Here is a 19,383-nt window from a genome sequence, read left to right as displayed (position 1 = left end):
AGGATGGCTTAAAAAGCCATGTCAAAAGCTACAAACGCTAAGCCATCGGGCGTCGTAAAGCGCGGCGTCGATGCAGCCCTCAACCCTAAGGCAGCCGTACCGGTGCTGCTATTCTGCTTCGTCTTTTCCCTCGTGGTGGATAATGGTTTTAAGACCATGACCATGCCGATTGCGCAAGGCTTGGGCATTGATGACAACACCGCCTCGCTGCAGGCATCCCTTGCCGGCGTCATCATCGGCATCGGCGCCGTCGTCTACGCGGCGCTGGCGGACTCCGTGTCCATCCGCAAGCTCATGATCACCGGTGTGCTCCTCGTGGCCGTCGGCTCGATTATTGGTTTCGTGGGCTCAGGCTCTTGGCCCATCGTGCTGGCCGCCCGCCTAATCCAGACCACCGGCCTGGCCGCCGCGGAAACCCTGTACGTCATCTACGTGACCAAGCACCTATCTGAAGCAGACCAAAAGACCTACCTCGGCTTTTCCACCGCCGCCTTCCAAGCTGGCCTGCTGATTGGCGCGCTGACCTCCGGCTTTATCTCCACCTACATCTCGTGGACCGCGATGTTCCTCGTGCCGCTCATCCTCGTGCTGTGCATCCCGGCCATCCACAAGATGGTGCCCGAGGACGAAGCAGTGGAGTCAAACCTGGACGTGCTCGGCCTTATCCTGGTGGGACTTTTCGCCACCGCGCTGACCATGTTCATGCAGGCGTTCAACTGGAAGTGGCTCCTCCTGGCCGTCGTGGCAGTGATTGGATTTACGCTGCACATCCGCTCCGCTAAGGCGCCCGTGGTGCGCCCGGGATTCTTCACCAACGGCCGCTACGTGTGGGCAATCACCCTGGTGTTCTTCATCTACTCCACGCAGCTGGGCTACATCTTCCTGTTGCCATTTGCGGCCAACGAGCTGCACGGCATGAGCATTGACCGCGCCAGCCTGCTGATGATTCCGGGCTACATCTGCGCCATCTTGGTCGGTGTCTTCTCCGGCAAGATCGGCAAAGTCCTGAACTCCCGCCAGACTATCTACACCGCAATTGTCATGATCGTCGGCTCCCTGGCCGTAGCCGCTCTCTTCGTGCAGGAGCACGTCGCCGTGCTGGCCGTGACCATCGTGACCTTCGCTTCTGGCTTCGCGCTGATGTATGCACCGCTGGTCAACACTGCGCTGCAAAACATCCCGGCCGCGAAGTCCGGCATTGCCATCGGCTTCTACAACCTGACCATCAACATCGCCATCCCGCTCGGCATCGCGTACACCGCAAAGCTCATTGACGTAAGCGATGGCTTCAACCTCGCCCTCGGCGTGCTGACCGCCGTTGGCGCATGTGGCGCCGTCCTCTACGTCGTGGCCGACCGCATCATGGCCCGCAAGGCGCGAGATGTTTCTCGCGCGAAATCTGTAGACGCTTCCGAAACACTCGCTTAAAGGAGAAGAAATGTCATCCAACGTCGCATCCATGATCGACCACACCCTGCTCAAGCCGGAAGCCACCGCGCAGGACGTCGCCGCACTCATCGAGGAAGCCCAGCGCCTGGGCACCTACTCGGTGTGCATTTCCCCGTCCCAGCTGCCGGTCGAGGTTCCCGAGGGTCTACACGTGGCAACCGTGGTGGGCTTTCCCTCCGGCGCGGTCAAGCCGGAGATCAAGGCCGCCGAGGCAGGCCTTGCCGTGGACAATGGCGCCGAAGAAATCGACATGGTCATCAACATCGCGCTGGCCATTGAGGGCCGCTTCGACGCACTCGAGGAAGAGATCCGCACCGTGCGCAGCGCCTGCCAGGGCAAGGTCTTGAAGGTCATCATCGAGTCCGCCGCGCTTTCCGACGACGCGATTGTCGCCGCCTGCCGCGCCGCCGAGGCTGCCAGCGCTGACTTCGTCAAGACCTCCACCGGCTTCCACCCAGCCGGCGGCGCCAGCGTTCACGCAGTAAAGCTCATGGCAGATACCGTGGGCGGCCGTCTCGGCGTGAAGGCCTCCGGCGGCATCCGTACTGGCGCGGACGCGCAGGCGATGATCGACGCCGGCGCCACCCGCCTCGGCCTGTCTTCCTCCGCCGCGGTGCTGGCGGACCTAGAAAACTAGTGGCTTAGAAGCTGAATCGAGGAAACAATGTCACTTGTTGAATACGCTCGCACGTGGGCCGAACACGACCCAGACCCGTTAACCCGTGACGAGGTCTTGGGCTGGATTGAAGCTGGCGACGAAGCCGCGCTGTCCGGCGCCTTCGCCGGCCCGCTGGCCTTCGGCACCGCCGGACTGCGCGCCGCCGTTGGGGCAGGCGAGTCCCGCATGAACCGTGCCGTGGTCATCCGCACCACCTATGGTTTGGTTTCGTGGCTAAAACAGCAGGTTGAAAACCCAGTCGTGGTCATCGGCTGCGATGCCCGCTACGGCTCGGCCGATTTCTACCAGGATGCTGCGGAGGTTATCTCCGCTGCCGGTGGCCGTGCCCTGGTGCTGCCCAAGCAGAACCCCACGCCGTTGACCGCCTATAGCGTGCGCGAGCTCGGCGCCGACGCCGGCATCATGGTCACCGCCTCCCACAACCCTCCAGCCGATAACGGCTACAAGGTTTACCTGGGCGGCCGCGTGGCCACCGGTGACGCCAACGGCGTGCAGCTTGTCTCCCCGGCGGACGCAGAGATCTCAGCGGCGATTGCTGCGGCGCCGTTTGCCAACGAAGTCCCGCGTTCCACAGACAACATCGAGGAAGTCGATACCCGCGCGCAATACCTCGAGCGCGCCGCCAAGCTGGTGGGGGAGTCCACCAGCGCCAAGATTGCGCTGACTGCCATGCACGGCGTGGGCGCAAAGCTGGGCACCGCGCTGCTCGAGAAGGTCGGCTTCGAGGTTTCCCTCGTGCCGGAACAGGCCGAGCCGGACCCGGATTTCCCAACCGTTTCCTTTCCCAACCCGGAAGAGCCCGGCGCTCTGGACCTGGGCAAGGCGCACGCGGAAAAGATCGGCGCAGACATCCTCATCGCATACGATCCGGATGCTGACCGTTGTGCGGCCGCCATTCCGACGCACGGTGCGCAAGGCGGCGTCGTCTGGCGTCAGCTCACCGGCGACGAAACCGGCGCCCTGCTGGGTGACTACCTGGCGCGCCGGGGCGTGGGCGGAACGTTTGCAAACTCGCTGGTTTCCTCGCGTCTGCTGGGCCGCATTGCCGCGCACTACGGCCTGCCGCATGCGGAAACGCTCACCGGTTTCAAGTGGATTGCCCGCACGCATGACTTGAGCTTTGGTTACGAGGAAGCCATCGGCTTCTGCCCCGACCCGCAGGCCGTGCGCGACAAAGACGGCGTTGCCACCTCGGTGGTTCTGGCCAGCCTGGCCTCGGAGTGCAAGGACGCAGGCATCACCCTGCAGGACCGCCTCGCGGAGATTTACTCCACCGTGGGCCGCCTGGCCACCGCTCCGCTGACCTTCCGTGTGGAAGACCTTTCGCTGATTACCCGCGGCATGGAAAAGATCACCTCGACCCCACCGACTCAACTGGCGGGCTCGGAGATTGCAAAGGCAGAGAAGTTTGCCCAAGGCATGAAGCTCTACACCGTGGACGATGACCGCGTCATCGTGCGCCCGTCTGGCACCGAGCCGAAGCTCAAGTGCTACCTGGAGTCCCCGGATCCGGCCCGCCTGGATGCCATTGCAGAGGATCTGCGGGTCTTCTTCGACATGTAGCTGCAAGTTCTTTGCCCTAGGCCGTGATGCCTGGAAGGAGATGGGGCGTAACGCTGAGCGCGTTACGCCCCCTTTCGCGTCTGGTGCCATTAATTTTAAGAAATTTATGGGTTGTGACCTAACCGTTATCTAACCCTATAAGCTGGCTTTTAACGCCTAAATGAAGACATTTCACAGGTTTATGACAGGCGATGTTCACACATTGAGGTGGCGGAATCTCGCGACTTCCGTACTGTGGGTTTCGGCGCCGTAAAGAGAGCTAGCACAAACGCTTAGTTTTTCCAAACGGCCTGATAGTTGCCCATTTTTAAAGGAAGAGGAAATTATGACTAACCAGAATGCACGCGATATCAAGGACCTGTTCAACAAGACCGCATACGACGTAAACGGCGACAAGCTGGGTTCCGTCAAGGAAGTATTCGTTGATGACAACTCCGGTCAGCCAACCTTCGTTGAGGTTAGCCACGGTCTGTTTGGTATGAGCGAGTCCATCGTTCCGATGCGCGGCCACAAGTTCGCTGGCGAAGACGACCTCATCCTCGCATTCGACAAGGAGCGCATCAAGGATGCTCCAAGCGTTGACACCGACAAGGCTCTTAGCGCAAACGACCAGAACGAAATCTTCCGCCACTACGGCGTTGACACCATGAAGGACGAGCAGGCCTACACCGGTGGCCGCCACGACGTTTCCGATAAGAACAAGGCTGGCCTGGCTGCTGGCGCTGGTGCAGGTGCAGGCGTTGGCGCTGCTGCTGGTGCAGAGCACGCTGCTGGTGCAGAGCACAAGGAGCACGCTCACAAGGACCACGTTGCTGGCACCGAGGCTGCAGACCACACCAAGAACGCTGGCCACACCCACGCTGACGTTGATGGCCGCGATTCCCTGGTTCGTTCCGAGGAGCAGCTGGACGTTAACAAGGAGCGCGTCGAGACCGGTGAGGTTCGCCTGCGCAAGTATGTCGTAACCGAGACCGAGAACGTTGAGGTTCCGGTTACCCGCGAAGAGGTTCGCGTCGAGCGCACCCCAATCTCCGAGGAAGAGGCTGCTTCCTTGCGCGGCAAGAATAACCTGACCGATGACGAAGCATCCGTCACCCTCCACGAGGAGCGCGTCCGCGTTGAGAAGGACACCGTTCCGGTTGAGAAGGTTGAGCTGAACAAGAAGCAAGTTACCGACACCGAGCGCGTCTCCGAGGATCTGCGCAAGGAGCGCATCGAGACCGAGGGTGTAGACGGCAAGACCACCAAGTAAAAACTTGGATAGTACTAGGTAGCTAGTACCTAGTACAGACACCTCCTAAATAGGCCGCTGGCAGTATTGCCGGCGGCCTATTTGTCTTTATGTCTTTCTCGCTTCCTCCCGCGTTCGGAAAAGACTAGGAACTTCCCTGCCGTAGGGCGCCTCTGCCCATAGACTGGAATCATGAATGTTGAGGTGGATCCGCTGATTGAGGCGCTGTACTACTGGTCCGACGTCAGCGGCGTGTTATTGATGGGGATCATCGGTGGCACGCTTGCTCGCCAGCGCGGCTATGACATTGTGGGCTTTTTCTTTATCGCGATGTTCTCAGCCTTGGGCGGCGGCATGATCCGTGACGTCCTCATCAACCGCGGCACTGTCGCTGCCATGTCGCAGCCGGAATACCTCTACCTTGCTTTCGCCGGCGCGCTGATTGCACGATTCTTCTACTTCAAAGGCAGAACCTGGGACTATATTCAATCTCACGGGGATGCCATAGTCTCCGCGCTGTGGGCAGCCACCGGTACCGTGAAGGCGCTGACCTATGGCCTGCCGCTTATCCCATGCGTGATGATGGGCGTGTTTACTGCAACGGGCGGTTCCATGATCCGTGACATCAGTATGGGCCGCGAGCCAGCCGTCTTCGGCGATAATCAGCCCACGGTGATCCCCGCGGTGGCCTGTGCCGCAGTGGTGCTCGTGGCCGATTCCTTCGACCACCTGGCCACTGGCATGCTGGTGGGGCCGGTCGTTTCCTTCATCCTGACCTTGTTCGGCATCTGGGCCGGCTGGCGCATTCCTGCCCGCCAGGAATGGGCGCCGCTGAACGATACTGCGGCGCAGGTCATGCTGCTCGCGCGTAAGGCCGAGAACAAAGGCCGGGCAGTGGGGCGTCGCCTAGAGCCCACCAAGGTGCGCAGCTGGCGGCACCAACAGATGGAAAAAGCCCTGCAGCGCCGCATCGAAAAGCAAGTGCAAAATGGTCGCCTCCGTGCGGCCGCCACCAGCGATGCCACCGAGCTGCTTGAGTCCTTCACCGACACCATGGAGCAGCTCCACGGCGAGGCCATCCCAGCCACCGACTCCGATTCTGCCGCGAAGAATGAGGAAGCTCTAAGCCAAGAATCCAAGGGCATCCTGCAGGAAATCGGCGTGGACTTAAGCGGCGATTCCTATGAGGACTATGACGAGGATGAACCGCTGCTCGATCCAGAAATGCTCAAGGAGCAGCGTGAGAACCTAGACATCGTGCTCTCGGATGAAAAGCTGACCGATGAGTTGGTGGAGCACTTAGTCCAGCGCTATAAGAAGCAGAATTAAAAAGTGGATACTTAAGTGTAAAAACTCACCTTTTCTTCTGCTTAAGCTGGGCAATCATATAAGCTTATGCGGTGGAATCATTCAGGACTTTCCGAGGCGATTCCTTATATAAGTGGAAAGGGGGAAAACGTCATGTTAAAGCGCGTATTAAGCGTTAGCGCAGCCGCCACCCTGGTATTGGCATTATCGGCGTGTGTTCCCCCAGACCAGACCCCGGATATCTCGGGCGTTGACTTCATCACCACTGACGGCGCGGAGCCGCAGAACCCGCTGCTGCCAGCGGATATCAACGATGTGCCGGCCGCGACCATCGTTAATCTCATCTACTCCGGCTTGGTCTACCTCAACGAGGAAGGTGAGGTGGAATATGACGTTGCTCAGAAGATTACCCAGACCTCGCCTACTGAATACGACGTCGTCTTGCGTGAGGATGCGAAGTTCTCCGACGGCTCTTCAGTTCGTGCGCGTGACTTCGTGGATTCCTGGAACGCAGCTGTTCAAAACAACATGCTTTCCTCCTACTTCTTCAAGCCGATTCTGGGATTTGGGGAGGGCGAGCCCACCATGCGTGGTCTTAAGGTAACAGGCGATAGAACCTTCCACATTGAGCTGGCCGAGCCTACCGCGAACTTCGTGAAACGCCTGGGCCATTCGGTCTTTTTCCCCATGCATCCTTCAGCCGAGAAGGGCTATGACGCATATGGCATGAACCCCATCGGCAACGGTCCGTACCGCCTGGCGCGCTGGGATAGGGATGAAAAGATCAACCTTATCCCAAACGCGGAATATGTCGGCCCGCGAAAGTCCCGTAACGAGGGGCTGGAGTTTCGCTTTTATGAGACCGAAGAGGAATCCTATGCTGCCCTGCAGCGCGGCGAGCTGGACTTGGTCACGGATGTGCCGATCACGCATATCCACCGCTTTGAGGAGGAACTGGACGGGCGAAGCTTCAACGAGACTTCCGCCATGTTCAGCTTCATCACCATCCCGGCCAATGACCCGATGTTCCGCGGAGAGGCCGGCGCTTTGCGACGCCGCGCCATCTCCATGTCCTTCGATCGCACCCGCATCGCGCACGAAGTCTTGGACGATACTGTCACTCCGGTTACATGTTTTGCCACCCAAAAATATTGCCCTGAGATGGGGATGATTCCGGGTCAGGAAGTGCTGGTTTATAACCCAGAAAAGGCACGCGAACTGTGGGCAAAGGCTGATGCCATCTCGCCGTGGACGGGGCCATTTCTTCTGGGATATAACGCGGATGGCGGGCATGCGGAATGGGTCGATGCGGTAACTAAACAGGTTTCAGAGACACTTGGTATCGAGGCTTATGGCCGTGCTTTCTCGACCTTTAAGAAGTACCGGCAAGCCGTAACGGACCGTCAGATGCGCGGTTCCTTCCGTTCCAGCTGGCAGGCTGCGTACCCCTCGGAGGTCAACTTTCTGGAGCCGGTCTTCGCATCTAGCTCGTTGCTCAACGAGTCCGGCTTTAATAACCCGGAATTCGACAGGCTGCTCAAGGAAGCCAATTCCGAACTCGATAAAAAGGTCCAAGAGCAAAAACTGCTTGCAGCGCAGTCCATCCTTTTGCATGACCTGCCGGCGCTGCCGCTGTGGGAATCCAACGTGGTTGGCGGCTATGACACCGATATCGCGCGTCCACATTTCAGCTGGAAGGGAAAGCCGTTTTACTTTGAGCTGACTCGCGACAAAGGCTAACAGCGCATTTTTAGCTTTTAGCCGGTTGTCGTTGCGGAATCCTGGCTAATCTAAAAATATGAACCTCGTTGGCTACTTCTTTTATCGGATGTGGCAGGTCGGAATCGACCATGTCCTGCCGCTTGTCGCGTTGTTGCTGCTGGGCATGTTGGTGCCGCGGCTGGGTCGGCTGGCCATCCGCGTCCTGGAATCGCGGCTCGAGGAAGGCGAAGAGTCCACGAAGGCGCGCCTGGCCTTGGGCGGAGCTTTGGTCTACGTATTGCAGGCGGTGGCATATTTCTTGCTCGTGCTGGCCGCACTCTCGAACGTGGGCGTGCCGGCGCTGGGCGCGGCAATCCCGGCGACGGTGGTTTCTGCCGCCCTTGGTTTTGGTGCACAGAAGATAATCGGGGACTTCCTCGCGGGCTTTTTCATCCTTTCGGAAAAGCAATTCGGCGTCGGTGACTACGTGAGCTTTGAGGGCACAACGGGCGTGGAAGGAACCGTGGTGGCGCTGACCCTGCGCACCACGAAGGTACGTACGCCCACGGGCGAGGTGGTCATGGTTCCCAATGGCTCGGCGGGCGTTATCACCAACTTCTCGCAGGATTGGTCCCGCGCTGTAGTGGACCTTTCGGTGCCGCTCCACGAGGGCGAGACCCTTGAGGAAATCACTTCCCAGGTGCGTACGATTTCCCAGCAGGCCATCAAGGATCCGGCCATTGCTGGCGACGTCGCCGGCGAGCTCGAGATCCTTTCTGCCACCGGCATCGTGGAACCAACTGTTGCGGGTCAGCCTTGGCAGGTTAAATACCGCGTGCTCGTGCAGGTCAACCCTTCGCGGCAGTGGGCGGTTGAGCGCGCAATCCGCTCCGCGCTGCTCTCGGCGTTTTGGGATCACTACAACCTACCCAGCAACGCGACCGGCGTATTTCCTGCAGGTCCTTCCAGCTCCGTGGAAAAGCCCGGTATCGAGCGCACCCCTGAAACCGCGGCGGAAAAGGGGCTGGGCGCGGCAGTGGCGGCGTCGGCAAGCACAGATGGCGTCGCAGCGCGCGCTAGCGCCCACAACGCAGACAATGATGACACCGCCCTGGAGGAAGTTGCCAAAGCCAAGGACCATGGCCCCGGCAAGCCCGCGAGTGCGGATGTGGAAAAGGAAGAAAAGCCGGCCACCGGCATCTGGCGTGCGGATACCCCAAGCAGCAAGTTCCAGTACGTGTGGACTGCCGGTGGGCGCGTTCGTTCTTCTACCACCACGCTGCTGGCGGCACTTGCGATTACCGGACTGCTCATCTTTGCCTCCTGGAATCCGGAGGACGCCGGCACCGGTTGGCTAAACCCTGCCTACTGGTCACAGCGCGACGCAGCTACCTCGGAAGCGCCCGCCCCAGTCGCGCCGGGGGAGGAGGCCGCCTCCTCGGCGGAGACCCCGCCTGCCGCGGGGCCCACCACCCCGACCGAGGCCGCGGAGCCAACCACAAGCGCGGAAAGCTCTGCCGATTACGGCTCCAGTGAGGATGGCTCTAGTGAGGACGGCTCTCGGGCGGACTCGCGCTCGGGCTCCTCGGGCGCTGACTCCGACGCCGCCACCACCGTACCTGCTGAAACCGCAACGCAGAGCGCGGTGCCTAGCGCGGAGCCCACTGCGGCAGAAGAAAGCGCCGCCGCTGGGAGAAGCGACGGCGCTTGAGCGATAGGGAGGATAGGGCAATAAGTGAAGGGGAATAGGGGGAGATTCCCAACGGCGCCCGCGCGCCGCGTAATGGATATCGAAACGCGCAGGGAAATGTTAACAAGCAACCAGATTGGGGGTAACCGGGGGTAAATTCCTTATTTAAAGCCCCTATTTGAAGCCCTGCCCCTTGCGCCACGTCATCGTGAGGCTATCGCGAACTGGCGAGCCGGGAGTCAAGATGTCATCCACGCGCAACCAATGCATCTCCGCTTCCTCGCGACGCACGGTGACGAAGGAATAACCGTGGTTATCCAGGTCCACGTGCTTGCAGTGTGGGTTGGCGCTGCGCAGGATGTGCTCGGCGGCGTCGGAAAGCGCGTTATTTTGCGGAAGCTTCAACTGCTCGTTGATGTTCGGTGCCGTAACCGAAGCGCACACCAGCTCCGCGCCGATGATGTTGCCTTGGTGGGTGATGTTGTGTGCCCACTCGGTGTGGATATCGCCGGTGACGAAGAGCGCCTGGGAGCCCTTGGCGGCCAGTGCCTCGATGACGCGGCGTCGCTCAGCGCTGTAGCCATCCCACTGATCACCGTTGACGGGGATGCCCGTGATGTTGGAAGAAAGCGCCGAAGATACCTTTTCGGTCTGCGGATGCTGCTGCAGCGTAATCAGGTTCAGCGGGGAAAACATCACGGAATTGCCCAGCATATTCCACGCGGTCTGCGAGGTTTCCAGCTTGCCGAGCAGCCATTCATATTGCTCGGAGCCCAGCATCGTGCGGTCCTCCTTGGCAAAGCCCGCCGGGTCCCAGGAAAGCTCCTTGTCGCGGTAGGTACGCAGATCCATCATGGTCAGCTCCACCAAATCACCGAAGGTAAGTGAACGGTAGATGTGGCCATCCTGAGAAGGATTCGTCATGCGCACCGGCATCCACTCGAAGTAGGCCTGCATCGCGCCGGCGCGCCGGGAATTCCAGTCGCCCTCGGTTGCCGGATCGTGGTTCTCGGCGCCGCCGGCCCAGGAGTCATTGGCTGTTTCGTGGTCATCCCACACCACAATCCAAGGCAGTGCGCCGTGGGCTGCCTGCAACTCTGGGTCTGTGCGGTAGCGGCCGAAGCGCACGCGGTAATCCTGCAGCGAAACAATCTCGTGCGCCGGGTGATGGTGGCGCACCGGTCCAAAGCCCGAGTACTCGCCGACGCCGTATTCGTAGATGTAATCGCCCAAGAAAATCATGTAATCCAGCTGGCCAGCGCGCGCCCGCTTGGCGATGTCCGTATAAGCACTGAAAAAGCCCGACTCCCAGTTCGCGCAGGAGCCCACACCAAAGGTTAGCTGTTCCGGGGAAGCATTCGCCGCTGGGGCAGTCTTCGTGCGTCCGACCGGGCTTGCCTTGCCCGCGTGCTCGCCGTCGGTGACGCGAAAGCGGAAGAAGTACGTGGTCTCGGGGTTAAGCCCGTGCGGGTCCACGTTGACGGTATGGTCGCGCTCGGCTGTGGCTACCACGCTGCCACGCTTGACGACGTCGCGCATCTCCTCATCTCTCGCCACCTCCCACTCGAGCGTGACGTCGGGGCCCACGCCGGAGCCCGGCATTGCCTCAGGGGAGGCGGTAACGCGGGTCCACAGGATGACGGAATCCGGAATCGGATCGCCGGAGGCCACGCCGTGCAGGAACGGTAGCTCGCCCTTTGGCGGCTCGATGAGCTGGCGTTTGTTGCCGGGAAGTGAGCTCTGCGCGTTGGCCGGGCTAAGCCCGCCCGCGGTCAGCGCCGCGGCGGAGGCGACGCTGCTGGTTTGGAGGAAGCGGCGGCGGTTAAAACCGCGGCGGGCAGGCGCATCATTCTGAGAGTTGTTTCGCGGAAAAATATTCATGTTCCCCAAATATTCTCCGGTTTGGAAAGCGCGCAACTCGGGGAGAAAGATTTATTTTTGCCTTTACTTGCGGTTTACGTAGCGTTTTTCTGGCCTTTCGAAAGGATGGGGCTGGGTACGCTGGAATGCATGAGTGAGTTCTCCAAGATTTCCGAATGGCCAGCTGACAATATCGCTGGGGCGCTGCTGCATCGCGGCGAAATCGTTGAGTCGGTGGGCGCGCTGGACAGGGCCTTCTCCGTCGCATCGGTGACCAAACCGGTGGTGGCCTATGGCGTTGCCATGGCCGTGGAGGAAGGCGCGGTGGACCTCGATATGCCCGCCGGGCCAGAAGGCTCGACTTTGCGGCACCTGCTGGCGCATGCTTCGGGCGTGAAGTTTGATTCCCGCGAGCAGCAAAAGCCGGTGGGCGAGCGGCGCATCTACTCCTCGGCCGGCTACGAGTGGGCGGCAGAGGTGGTGGAAAAGGCTACGGAAATGCCTTTTCCGGAGTATCTGCGCGAGGGCGTGTTTGCTCCGCTGGGGATGGGCTCGACGCGTCTTGAGGGCTCTGCCGGCCACGGTTTGGTGACCACGGTCAGTGACCTTGCGGCCTTTACCGCCGAAGTCTATTCGCCACAGCTGTTGGACCCAGGCACTGTGGCCGAGATGCGCCGCGTACAGTTTCCTGGCCTGCGTGGAATTGTGCCGGGCTATGGCAGCTTCAAGGATTGCACCTGGGGCTTGGGCTTTGAGATTCACGGCGAGAAACAGCAGTGGATGGGCGCGCTGCCTTCCAGCGCTGTAGGCCACTTCGGTATGTCTGGAACCTATCTGTGGCTGGCGGGGGATTGGGCCATGGTGGCTCTGACGGATCGCGATTTTGGCGACTGGGCCAAGCTCTTGTGGGCGGAGGCGAACACAGCGATTTGGAAGGAGTGTCGGGCGCGATAGGCGTTACTGGTGAGGCTCTCGAAAACCCTTGTTAACTAATGTTTCTCGTGTGAATTTTCAACCTTCGGTTGAGGTTTATCAAACGGGGGTTGAAGTGGTTGTTTAGGGTTGATGGGGCTCATGTGACGCGGGAGAATCGGCCCCAACGCGCAGACAGTTCGTTGGGGAAGACGAAGCTCGTCTGGCAGCACTTGGAGGCCGCCCCTTTTTAGGGAGGTCTGTGAAGCGCTGCTTTAAACATGTCGAAGGAGAATCGGCGTGAATACTCGCGTTCACGAAGCCGTCGCCACTGCAACGGCACCCAGCGCCTGGCCGCACCGCAATGCCGGTCAGGTGCACACCGCCGTGCTCACCATTGCGGGGATGCCCCGCAAACTGCGCCCGGCAGTAGAGCGTGCCATGGCACGCTGCATCACCACTGAGTCAGAGTTCATCGTCCCCGGCGACGATCCACTCACCGCCCAGTGGTGCACACGGTGGTACCGGGACATGCCCGGTGACGCCGAACTTGTGCGCGCCGTCGTACCGGCACGCGTGGGTATCGGCTGCCGCCAAGTCATCACGGGCACGCAAAAAGAGCTCGCCGCCCTCGAAAGGGAAGTCGAGCTCTTATCAAGCGAGCACGCATTCAGCGCGCGCGTTGACGTTACAATCTAGCCCTAGCTCCGAAGAACTAGTCCTCGGGGAAGGGGCTAGTGACGCGATCAGCCAAATCTGCCACCGAATCCAGCACCTGGTTCGGGCGGAATGGATAGCGCTGGATTTCGCGATCGTCGCTAATGCCAGTGCGCACCAAGATGGTCTGCAGGCCGGCCTCCAAGCCGGACTTCACATCGGTGTCCATGCGGTCACCAATCATGACCGTGTTCTCGGAATGTGCGCCGATGTTATTGAGCGCCGAGCGCATCATGACCGGGTTTGGTTTGCCCACGTAATAAGGCTCGCGGTTGGTTGCCGCGGTAATCAGTGCCGCGACCGCACCCGTTGCCGGCAACACGCCCTGCGGCGCCGGGCCCGTGACATCAGGGTTGGTGGCAATAAAGCGCGCGCCGCTGCGGATGAGATTAATGGCGGTGGTAATAGCCTCGAAGGAGTAGGTGCGCGTTTCGCCCAGGACCACGAAGTCTGGGTCGTTGTCGGTGAGTACCCAACCTGCTTCATGGAGGGCCGTCGTCAAGCCGGATTCGCCCACCACATAAGCCTTGCCCTCGCCCGTCTGGGTGGTCAAAAATGCTGCGGTGGCGGTGGCGGAAGTCCAGATGCGCTCGGCCGGAATCTTCAGGCCCGTGTTGTGCAGGCGCGCGGACAAATCTCGCGGAGTGGACATCGAGTTATTCGTCAGCACCATGAACTCGATGTCATTGTCATAGAGCGCCTGGATGAACTTATCAGCGCCGGGCACCATCTCGCCCTCTTTGATGAGGACGCCGTCCATATCGGATAGGTAAGAAATCAAAGCTAAACCTCCATGTGCTTATCTAGGTATTCGGTAAGTTGGCCGACGGTGTGGATGTCTTTCATTGCGGCCTCGTCAAAGCGCACCTTGAAGCGTTCCTCGGCGCGCACAGCCAGCTCGATGCGCTCGAGCGAATCCACGCCCAAGTCCTCGAGGGCGGCCTCACGCTCTACGCCCTCCGCGCTGCCAGTGACTTTCTTGATGAGCTCAGCCACCGCGCCGAAAGTGTCTTGGCGCTTATCCTCCTTTTCAGGGGCTTGGTTGAAGCGAGCTTGCAGTTGCGCGGAAAGGTCGTTTGCCATGCGTCCTAGTCTAATAGGGTCATATAGGTAGGTGCGGCTATTATGGGAAGGTCATGATTTATAGGGCTCGAGCAAAGACGATTGCGCACAGTTGGGCGCGCCGTTTGCGGCCGACGCGTCGCAACGAACAGCACCTCATGTACGAGTCCTTGCACAATCACACGGACGAGCCTGGGCTGACTGGAATCGATTCCTTGGGCACCGTGCGCAACGATGGCCTGGACATCGCGTGGTACGAGGTCGGCCCGCAGGACTCGGACATCACTGTGGTGTTCATCCACGGCTACTGCCTGTCCGCGGAGGCCTACTACAGTCAGGTGGACTACATGCGCCGGCATTTCCCGGAGGCACGCTGCCTGCTTGTCGACATCCGCGGCCACGGCCTTTCCCCCGAAGTCACCCCCGCGCAGTGCACGGTGGACGCCGCGGCTGACGACGTCCTCGCTGTCCTTTCCAAGCGCGCCTCCCGTGGCAAGCTCGTGGTCGTGGGGCACTCTTTGGGCGGAATGGTGGCGCTCAATGTGATTCGCCGCGCGCCGGACGAGGTGTACCAGCGCGTTGACTCGGCGCTGTTAATTGCGACGTCGATGCGCCGCTTTGCGGCGAAGGGTGTGGCGCAGATTCTCGAGTCGAAGGCGCTGGGCAGTTTGTATAACGCGTGCATGCGGCTGCCGAGGCGGATGGACCGCATCCGCTTTGAGGTCGCGCAGTGGGTTGCGCCGCTGTTTGCTGCTTTGCTGGCGGGTTTTCCGCAGATGGAGAAGCTGCAGTTCCACGTGGCCATGCTGATGGACACGCCGCTGTCCAGTTACACGGGCTTCTTTGACGACCTTCTCGACCACTCTGAGTATGCTGCCGCCGACCGTCTGGCCCGCCTGCGAGGCGAGGTCATCGTGGGTTCAGCCGACATCGTAACCCCGCGCAGCCAGTCGGACGTCATCTTGGAACACTGGCCGGCCGCCCGGCTGACTGAGGTGGACGGCGCAGGCCACATGGTCATCCTCGAGGAGCCCGAGGCCATCTCGGAGGCGCTTGGCCGACTCTTGGTTCCGTTGGTGGACTAGCGTTGCCGCGGCCGCCGGCCCTTTGCCGGCCCTCTACCGACCACCGCGCGCCTCCGCTTGTTTCCCAGAACCCCCGTAGGTTTGGTCCCATTCGTTTGGTCCCATTCGTTTGGTCCGTTTGTGGGGTAAAGGGACCACTAGCGGCTTCTGCCCGGAACCGGTTACTCGTAAAACTACCCTTAGTAGGGGACCCAACCAATGGGACCAGTTGGCCGGTCGGCCAGCGAGTTCGTTGTACGACAAGCCTGCGCCCTTCTGTGCCCCGGCCGCAACGCAAAACGAGAAGACCGCCCCTTGGCGCCCTGCTAGGAGGGCAACCGAGGAGCGGCCTAAACCGTCCTAGAGCGAGTTATTACTCCTCGTCAGAGGAGGTGGACTCGGTGGCGGTCGGGTCATCGAGCTTCAGCTTCTTCGCTGCTTCCTCGACGACGGAACGCTCCACCTTGCCCTCGCGTGCCAAGCCCTCGAGGACTGCCACGACGATGGACTCGGCATCGATGTTGAAGAAGCGACGAGCGCCCTCGCGGGTGTCGGAGAAGCCGAAGCCGTCTGCGCCCAGAGCGATGTAGGTGCCCGGAACGTAAGGGCGAATCTGCTCCTGCAGGTCGGTGGTGAAGTCAGAAACACCAACGAACGGACCATCAAAGCCCTTGAGCTGCGTGGTGGCGAATGCCTCGGTCGGCTCGACGCCCTTCTGCAGCGCCTCCTTGTTGCGGCGCGCGCCGTCGCGAGCCAGCTCAACCCAGGAGGTGACAGAGAACAGGGAAGCCTTGACGTCGTAGTCCTTGGCCAGGATGTCCTGTGCGCGCAGCGCCTCGTGCACGCCCACACCGGAAGCCAGGATGTTGGCCGGGATGGAGCCGGACTCAGCGGTGTTGTAGTGGTAGATGCCCTTGTGCAGGCCCTCGATGTCGAGGTCCTCCGGCTCAGCTGGCTGGGAGACCGGCTCGTTGTACACGGTCAGGTAGTACATGACTGCCTCGGAGTCTTCGCCGTACATGCGGTTGATGCCGCGGTGGATCAGGTGAGCCACCTCGTAGCCGAATGCTGGGTCGTAGGAAATAACAGCCGGGTTGGTGGAAGCCAGAACCGGGGAGTGACCATCCATGTGCTGCAGACCCTCACCGGTCAGGGTGGTGCGGCCTGCGGTAGCGCCGATGATGAAGCCGCGGCCCAGCTGGTCGCCGGCTGCCCAGAAAGAGTCGCCGGTGCGCTGGAAACCGAACATCGAGTAGAAGATGTACAGCGGGATCATGGCCTCACCATGGGTGGCGTACGAGGTTGCAGCCGCGGTGAAGGACGCAGTAGCGCCTGCCTCGGAAATGCCCTCGTGCATGATCTGGCCGTCGGTAGCCTCGCGGTAGGAGAGCATGAGCTCGTTGTCCACTGGCACGTAGTTCTGGCCGCGTGGATTCCAGATCTTCATGGTTGGGAACCAGGAGTCCATACCGAAGGTACGAGCCTCGTCCGGGATGATCGGAACGATGCGCTTGCCCAGCTCCTTATCACGCATGAGCTCCTTGAAGGTACGCACAAGCGCCATGGTGGTAGCAACGTTCTGCTTGCCCGAGCCCTTACGCACGGAGCGCAGCTTCTCGATGCCCGGAGTGACCAGCGGGGTGAACTTGTCACGGCGCTCCGGCAAGAAGCCGCCGAGTTCTTTACGACGCTCCAGCATGTACTTGATTTCCGGTGCGTCCTCGCCTGGGTGGTAGTACGGCGGTGCGTAAGGATCCTGCTCGAGAACTTCGTCGGAGATCGGGATTTCCTGCTTGTCGCGGAAGAGCTTCAGATCCTCCAGAGTCAGCTTCTTCATCTGGTGGGTTGCGTTGCGGCCCTCGAAGTTGTGGCCCAGGCCGTAGCCCTTAATGGTGTGGGCCAGGATGACGGTCGGCTTGCCAGTGCCCTTGTTGGACAGTGCCTTCGCGTAAGCAGCGTAGATCTTGCGGTAGTCGTGGCCACCGCGGCGCAGGGCCCAGACCTCGTCATCGGAAAGATCCTCAACCAGCTTGAGGGTGCGCTCGTCGCGGCCGAAGAAGTGCTCGCGGACATACGCGCCGTCGTTTGCCTTGAAGGTCTGGTAGTCACCATCCGAGGTGGTGTTCATGATGTTGACCAGGGCGCCTTCTTTATCGGCGTCGAGAAGCTTGTCCCAACCGCGGCCCCAGATGACCTTGATGACGTTCCAGCCAGCGCCGCGGAAGAAGGACTCTAGCTCCTGGATGATCTGGGTATTGCCGCGGACCGGGCCGTCGAGACGCTGCAGGTTGCAGTTGATGACGAAGGTGAGGTTATCGAGCTCGTAGAGCGCGGCGGTCTGCAGGAGGCCGCGGGACTCTGGCTCGTCCATCTCACCGTCACCCAGGAAGGCCCAGACGTGCTGATCGGAGGTGTCCTTGATGCCGCGGGTCTCCAGGTACTTGTTAAAGCGTGCCTGGTAGATAGCGTTCATCGGGCCGATGCCCATGGAAACGGTTGGGAACTCCCAGAAGTCAGGCATCAGACGCGGGTGCGGGTAGGAAGGCAGACCCTTGCCTTCGCCGCGGGAAACTTCCTGGCGGAATCCGTCGAGGTCTTCTTCGCTGAGGCGGCCTTCCATGAACGCGCGGGCGTACATGCCCGGGGAAGCGTGACCCTGGAAGAAGATCTGGTCACCGCCGGAAGGATCGTCCTTGCCTTTGAAGAAGTGGTTCAGGCCGACCTCGTAAAGCGGGGCCGCGCCCGCGTAGGTGGAAATGTGGCCGCCGACGCCGATGCCTGGGCGCTGCGCGCGGTGCACCATGATTGCTGCGTTCCAACGGATCCAGCGGCGGTAGCGCTTCTCCAGCTCTTCGTCACCTGGGAACTCCGGCTCCATGTTGGTCGGGATGGTGTTGACGAAGTCAGTGGAGGTCAGGGCGGGCATCGGAACGCGCTTGGCGGTCGCACGCTCGAGCAGGCGGAGCATGAGGAAGCGGGCGCGTTCTGGATCGGCGTGATCCAGCAGGCCGTCGAGGGATTCCATCCACTCGCGGGTTTCCTCGGGATCGCTGTCGTGCAGGTAAGAAGCAACTCCGTCGCGGACGATCGGGAAGTTGGACTCATCCTTTACGGCGTCCTGGTCGGCCATTTAAACCTCCTAGATTGGTTTTACACAGTTTGCATCCCAGGATACGCGTACCCTGATCATCTGTGTGTGTGAAGGGGGTTAATAGTCATATGTGGCCGGTGAAAGGTGCTATTTGCTAACTTTGCAAAACTTCTGTGTGCAGTAAATCTCCTGTGTAATCGCGAAAACTACTGTGTAAGGCGTTATGATCTTGCTCATGCCAGAAAATGGAAGGAATAAAGCAGTGGCTGATGCGGCCAGCAAGCTCGGAATCACCGAGGGGCAGATTGCCCTTGAACTCGGGTGGGACGAGGATTGCGATTCCAGCATCTCCGAATCTATTGAGGATGTCCTTGGAGAGGATTTCCTCGATGAAGAAACCGACGAGCTTTGCGACGTCGTGCTTCTTTGGTGGCGCGCCGAAGACGGCGACCTCGTCGATGGTCTTGTCGATGCAACCCGCCCGCTAGGGGACTCTGGCCGGATCTGGCTTATGACCCCAGGGGCAGGCAAGCCGGGCAACCTCGCGCCGGGTGACATCTCCGAGTCCGCTCAGCTCGCAGGCTTGGTGCAGACTAAAGCGGAGCGCCTAGGCGAGTGGCAAGGTTCTTGTTTGGTTGCTCGCGGATATACCAAGAAATAACTTTTACCAGGCGATTTGTTAGCTAACGCTTGTGTGGGCTAATCTTATGCAAGCGTTAACGCAATGCGGCTTTAGCTCAGCTGGAAGAGCAACTGGTTTACACCCAGTAGGTCGGGGGTTCGATCCCCTCAGGCCGCACCATTGTGAAGTCTCGAGACATCGTTCCTTTGGATGGTGTCTCGAGACTTTTTGTTTCCTTCAAACGCCCTTCGCATTGCCAGGCGTGGTTTCATGTACCGATATATGTAAATAGCGGCCAGAAACCTGGTGATTCAGGCACGCTAAATACACACAGAGGTACACACGCCGTGGACTGTCTTCAGTTTCCTTAATATGGGCTGCCTACGCGGTATTCTGCTCTAGCCATGCGTTGATGCCGCCGCGCAGGGAGTAGA

15 protein-coding genes and 1 tRNA gene are annotated in these 19,383 nt (G+C 60.4%); 12 read left to right on the top strand and 4 right to left on the bottom strand.

Annotation, left to right across the window (positions count from 1 at the left end):
- The first annotated feature begins 18 nt into the window (after positions 1-18).
- The 7 genes from HMPREF3158_RS05810 to HMPREF3158_RS05780 all read left to right on the top strand — a co-directional run bounded on the left by HMPREF3158_RS05810 (position 19) and on the right by HMPREF3158_RS05780 (position 9,642).
- On the top strand, positions 19-1,428 hold the full coding sequence (locus HMPREF3158_RS05810) for an MFS transporter (RefSeq protein ID WP_070497713.1): 1,410 nt from the start codon (positions 19-21) through the stop codon (positions 1,426-1,428).
- Between the two features lie 10 nt (positions 1,429-1,438).
- Complete coding sequence (gene deoC, locus HMPREF3158_RS05805; protein WP_061923817.1) at positions 1,439-2,086, top strand: deoxyribose-phosphate aldolase; 648 nt, start codon at positions 1,439-1,441, stop codon at positions 2,084-2,086.
- A gap of 27 nt (positions 2,087-2,113) precedes the next feature.
- Positions 2,114-3,691, top strand: a complete 1,578-nt coding sequence (locus tag HMPREF3158_RS05800) for a phospho-sugar mutase (protein ID WP_070497711.1) — start codon at positions 2,114-2,116, stop codon at positions 3,689-3,691.
- A gap of 325 nt (positions 3,692-4,016) precedes the next feature.
- A complete protein-coding gene (locus HMPREF3158_RS05795) occupies positions 4,017-4,943 on the top strand; it encodes a PRC and DUF2382 domain-containing protein (protein WP_061923810.1) in 927 nt (308 codons plus the stop codon).
- 171 nt (positions 4,944-5,114) lie between these two features.
- On the top strand, positions 5,115-6,251 hold the full coding sequence (locus tag HMPREF3158_RS05790) for a trimeric intracellular cation channel family protein (protein WP_061923808.1): 1,137 nt from the start codon (positions 5,115-5,117) through the stop codon (positions 6,249-6,251).
- A 132-nt stretch (positions 6,252-6,383) separates the two neighbouring features.
- A complete protein-coding gene (locus tag HMPREF3158_RS05785; protein WP_070497709.1) occupies positions 6,384-7,970 on the top strand; it encodes a peptide ABC transporter substrate-binding protein in 1,587 nt (528 codons plus the stop codon).
- Positions 7,971-8,028: 58 nt separating this feature from the next.
- Positions 8,029-9,642 carry a mechanosensitive ion channel family protein gene (locus HMPREF3158_RS05780; RefSeq protein ID WP_070497707.1) on the top strand — a complete coding sequence of 538 codons (1,614 nt, stop codon included), beginning with the start codon at positions 8,029-8,031 and terminating at the stop codon, positions 9,640-9,642.
- A gap of 153 nt (positions 9,643-9,795) precedes the next feature.
- Here HMPREF3158_RS05780 and HMPREF3158_RS05775 read toward each other — a convergent pair whose 3' ends face one another.
- The gene (locus HMPREF3158_RS05775; protein ID WP_070497705.1) at positions 9,796-11,502 is read right to left on the bottom strand and encodes an alkaline phosphatase D family protein; all 1,707 of its coding nucleotides are present in this window, start codon (positions 11,500-11,502) and stop codon (positions 9,796-9,798) included.
- Between the two features lie 129 nt (positions 11,503-11,631).
- On the opposite strand from HMPREF3158_RS05775, the gene HMPREF3158_RS05770 reads away from it, so the two are divergent.
- Complete coding sequence (locus HMPREF3158_RS05770; RefSeq protein WP_070497704.1) at positions 11,632-12,435, top strand: serine hydrolase domain-containing protein; 804 nt, start codon at positions 11,632-11,634, stop codon at positions 12,433-12,435.
- 258 nt (positions 12,436-12,693) lie between these two features.
- Entirely contained in the window at positions 12,694-13,092 is a 399-nt protein-coding gene (locus HMPREF3158_RS05765; protein ID WP_062038085.1) for a hypothetical protein, read from the top strand.
- Positions 13,093-13,108: 16 nt separating this feature from the next.
- Here HMPREF3158_RS05765 and HMPREF3158_RS05760 read toward each other — a convergent pair whose 3' ends face one another.
- Both HMPREF3158_RS05760 and HMPREF3158_RS05755 read right to left on the bottom strand, forming a co-directional pair.
- Positions 13,109-13,891, bottom strand: a complete 783-nt coding sequence (locus HMPREF3158_RS05760; protein ID WP_070497702.1) for an HAD-IIA family hydrolase — start codon at positions 13,889-13,891, stop codon at positions 13,109-13,111.
- Positions 13,892-13,893: 2 nt separating this feature from the next.
- The gene (locus tag HMPREF3158_RS05755) at positions 13,894-14,193 is read right to left on the bottom strand and encodes an acyl carrier protein (RefSeq protein WP_061923789.1); all 300 of its coding nucleotides are present in this window, start codon (positions 14,191-14,193) and stop codon (positions 13,894-13,896) included.
- 53 nt (positions 14,194-14,246) lie between these two features.
- On the opposite strand from HMPREF3158_RS05755, the gene HMPREF3158_RS05750 reads away from it, so the two are divergent.
- Entirely contained in the window at positions 14,247-15,257 is a 1,011-nt protein-coding gene (locus HMPREF3158_RS05750; protein WP_061923786.1) for an alpha/beta fold hydrolase, read from the top strand.
- 352 nt (positions 15,258-15,609) lie between these two features.
- On the opposite strand, the gene aceE is transcribed toward HMPREF3158_RS05750, so the two are convergent.
- Entirely contained in the window at positions 15,610-18,366 is a 2,757-nt protein-coding gene (aceE, locus tag HMPREF3158_RS05745; RefSeq protein WP_061923784.1) for a pyruvate dehydrogenase (acetyl-transferring), homodimeric type, read from the bottom strand.
- Positions 18,367-18,562: 196 nt separating this feature from the next.
- Between aceE and HMPREF3158_RS05740 the strand changes: the two genes are divergently transcribed.
- Positions 18,563-18,988, top strand: coding sequence for a DUF3052 domain-containing protein (locus HMPREF3158_RS05740; protein WP_061923928.1), 426 nt, complete (start codon positions 18,563-18,565; stop codon positions 18,986-18,988).
- A 65-nt stretch (positions 18,989-19,053) separates the two neighbouring features.
- A tRNA-Val gene (locus HMPREF3158_RS05735) sits at positions 19,054-19,129 on the top strand.
- Positions 19,130-19,383: the final 254 nt, after the last annotated feature.

It is taken from the genome of Corynebacterium sp. HMSC06G04, from assembly GCF_001807365.1.
Classification (GTDB): domain Bacteria; phylum Actinomycetota; class Actinomycetes; order Mycobacteriales; family Mycobacteriaceae; genus Corynebacterium; species Corynebacterium simulans.
The sequence above is the reverse complement of the archived record's forward strand: the minus strand, read 5'-3'. Positions and strand labels throughout refer to the sequence as shown.

What these genes read in the sequence shown, in the direction of transcription:
- HMPREF3158_RS05740 (WP_061923928.1), top strand. Translation starts at nt 18,563, where the DNA reads ATGCCAGAAAATGGAAGGAATAAAGCAGTGGCTGATGCGGCCAGCAAG.
- HMPREF3158_RS05770 (WP_070497704.1), top strand. Translation starts at nt 11,632, where the DNA reads ATGAGTGAGTTCTCCAAGATTTCCGAATGGCCAGCTGACAATATCGCT.
- HMPREF3158_RS05800 (WP_070497711.1), top strand. Translation starts at nt 2,114, where the DNA reads ATGTCACTTGTTGAATACGCTCGCACGTGGGCCGAACACGACCCAGAC.
- HMPREF3158_RS05790 (WP_061923808.1), top strand. Translation starts at nt 5,115, where the DNA reads ATGAATGTTGAGGTGGATCCGCTGATTGAGGCGCTGTACTACTGGTCC.
- HMPREF3158_RS05775 (WP_070497705.1), bottom strand. Translation starts at nt 11,502, where the DNA reads ATGAATATTTTTCCGCGAAACAACTCTCAGAATGATGCGCCTGCCCGC.
- HMPREF3158_RS05795 (WP_061923810.1), top strand. Translation starts at nt 4,017, where the DNA reads ATGACTAACCAGAATGCACGCGATATCAAGGACCTGTTCAACAAGACC.
- HMPREF3158_RS05785 (WP_070497709.1), top strand. Translation starts at nt 6,384, where the DNA reads ATGTTAAAGCGCGTATTAAGCGTTAGCGCAGCCGCCACCCTGGTATTG.
- HMPREF3158_RS05810 (WP_070497713.1), top strand. Translation starts at nt 19, where the DNA reads ATGTCAAAAGCTACAAACGCTAAGCCATCGGGCGTCGTAAAGCGCGGC.
- HMPREF3158_RS05780 (WP_070497707.1), top strand. Translation starts at nt 8,029, where the DNA reads ATGAACCTCGTTGGCTACTTCTTTTATCGGATGTGGCAGGTCGGAATC.
- aceE (WP_061923784.1), bottom strand. Translation starts at nt 18,366, where the DNA reads ATGGCCGACCAGGACGCCGTAAAGGATGAGTCCAACTTCCCGATCGTC.
- HMPREF3158_RS05755 (WP_061923789.1), bottom strand. Translation starts at nt 14,193, where the DNA reads ATGGCAAACGACCTTTCCGCGCAACTGCAAGCTCGCTTCAACCAAGCC.
- HMPREF3158_RS05750 (WP_061923786.1), top strand. Translation starts at nt 14,247, where the DNA reads ATGATTTATAGGGCTCGAGCAAAGACGATTGCGCACAGTTGGGCGCGC.
- deoC (WP_061923817.1), top strand. Translation starts at nt 1,439, where the DNA reads ATGTCATCCAACGTCGCATCCATGATCGACCACACCCTGCTCAAGCCG.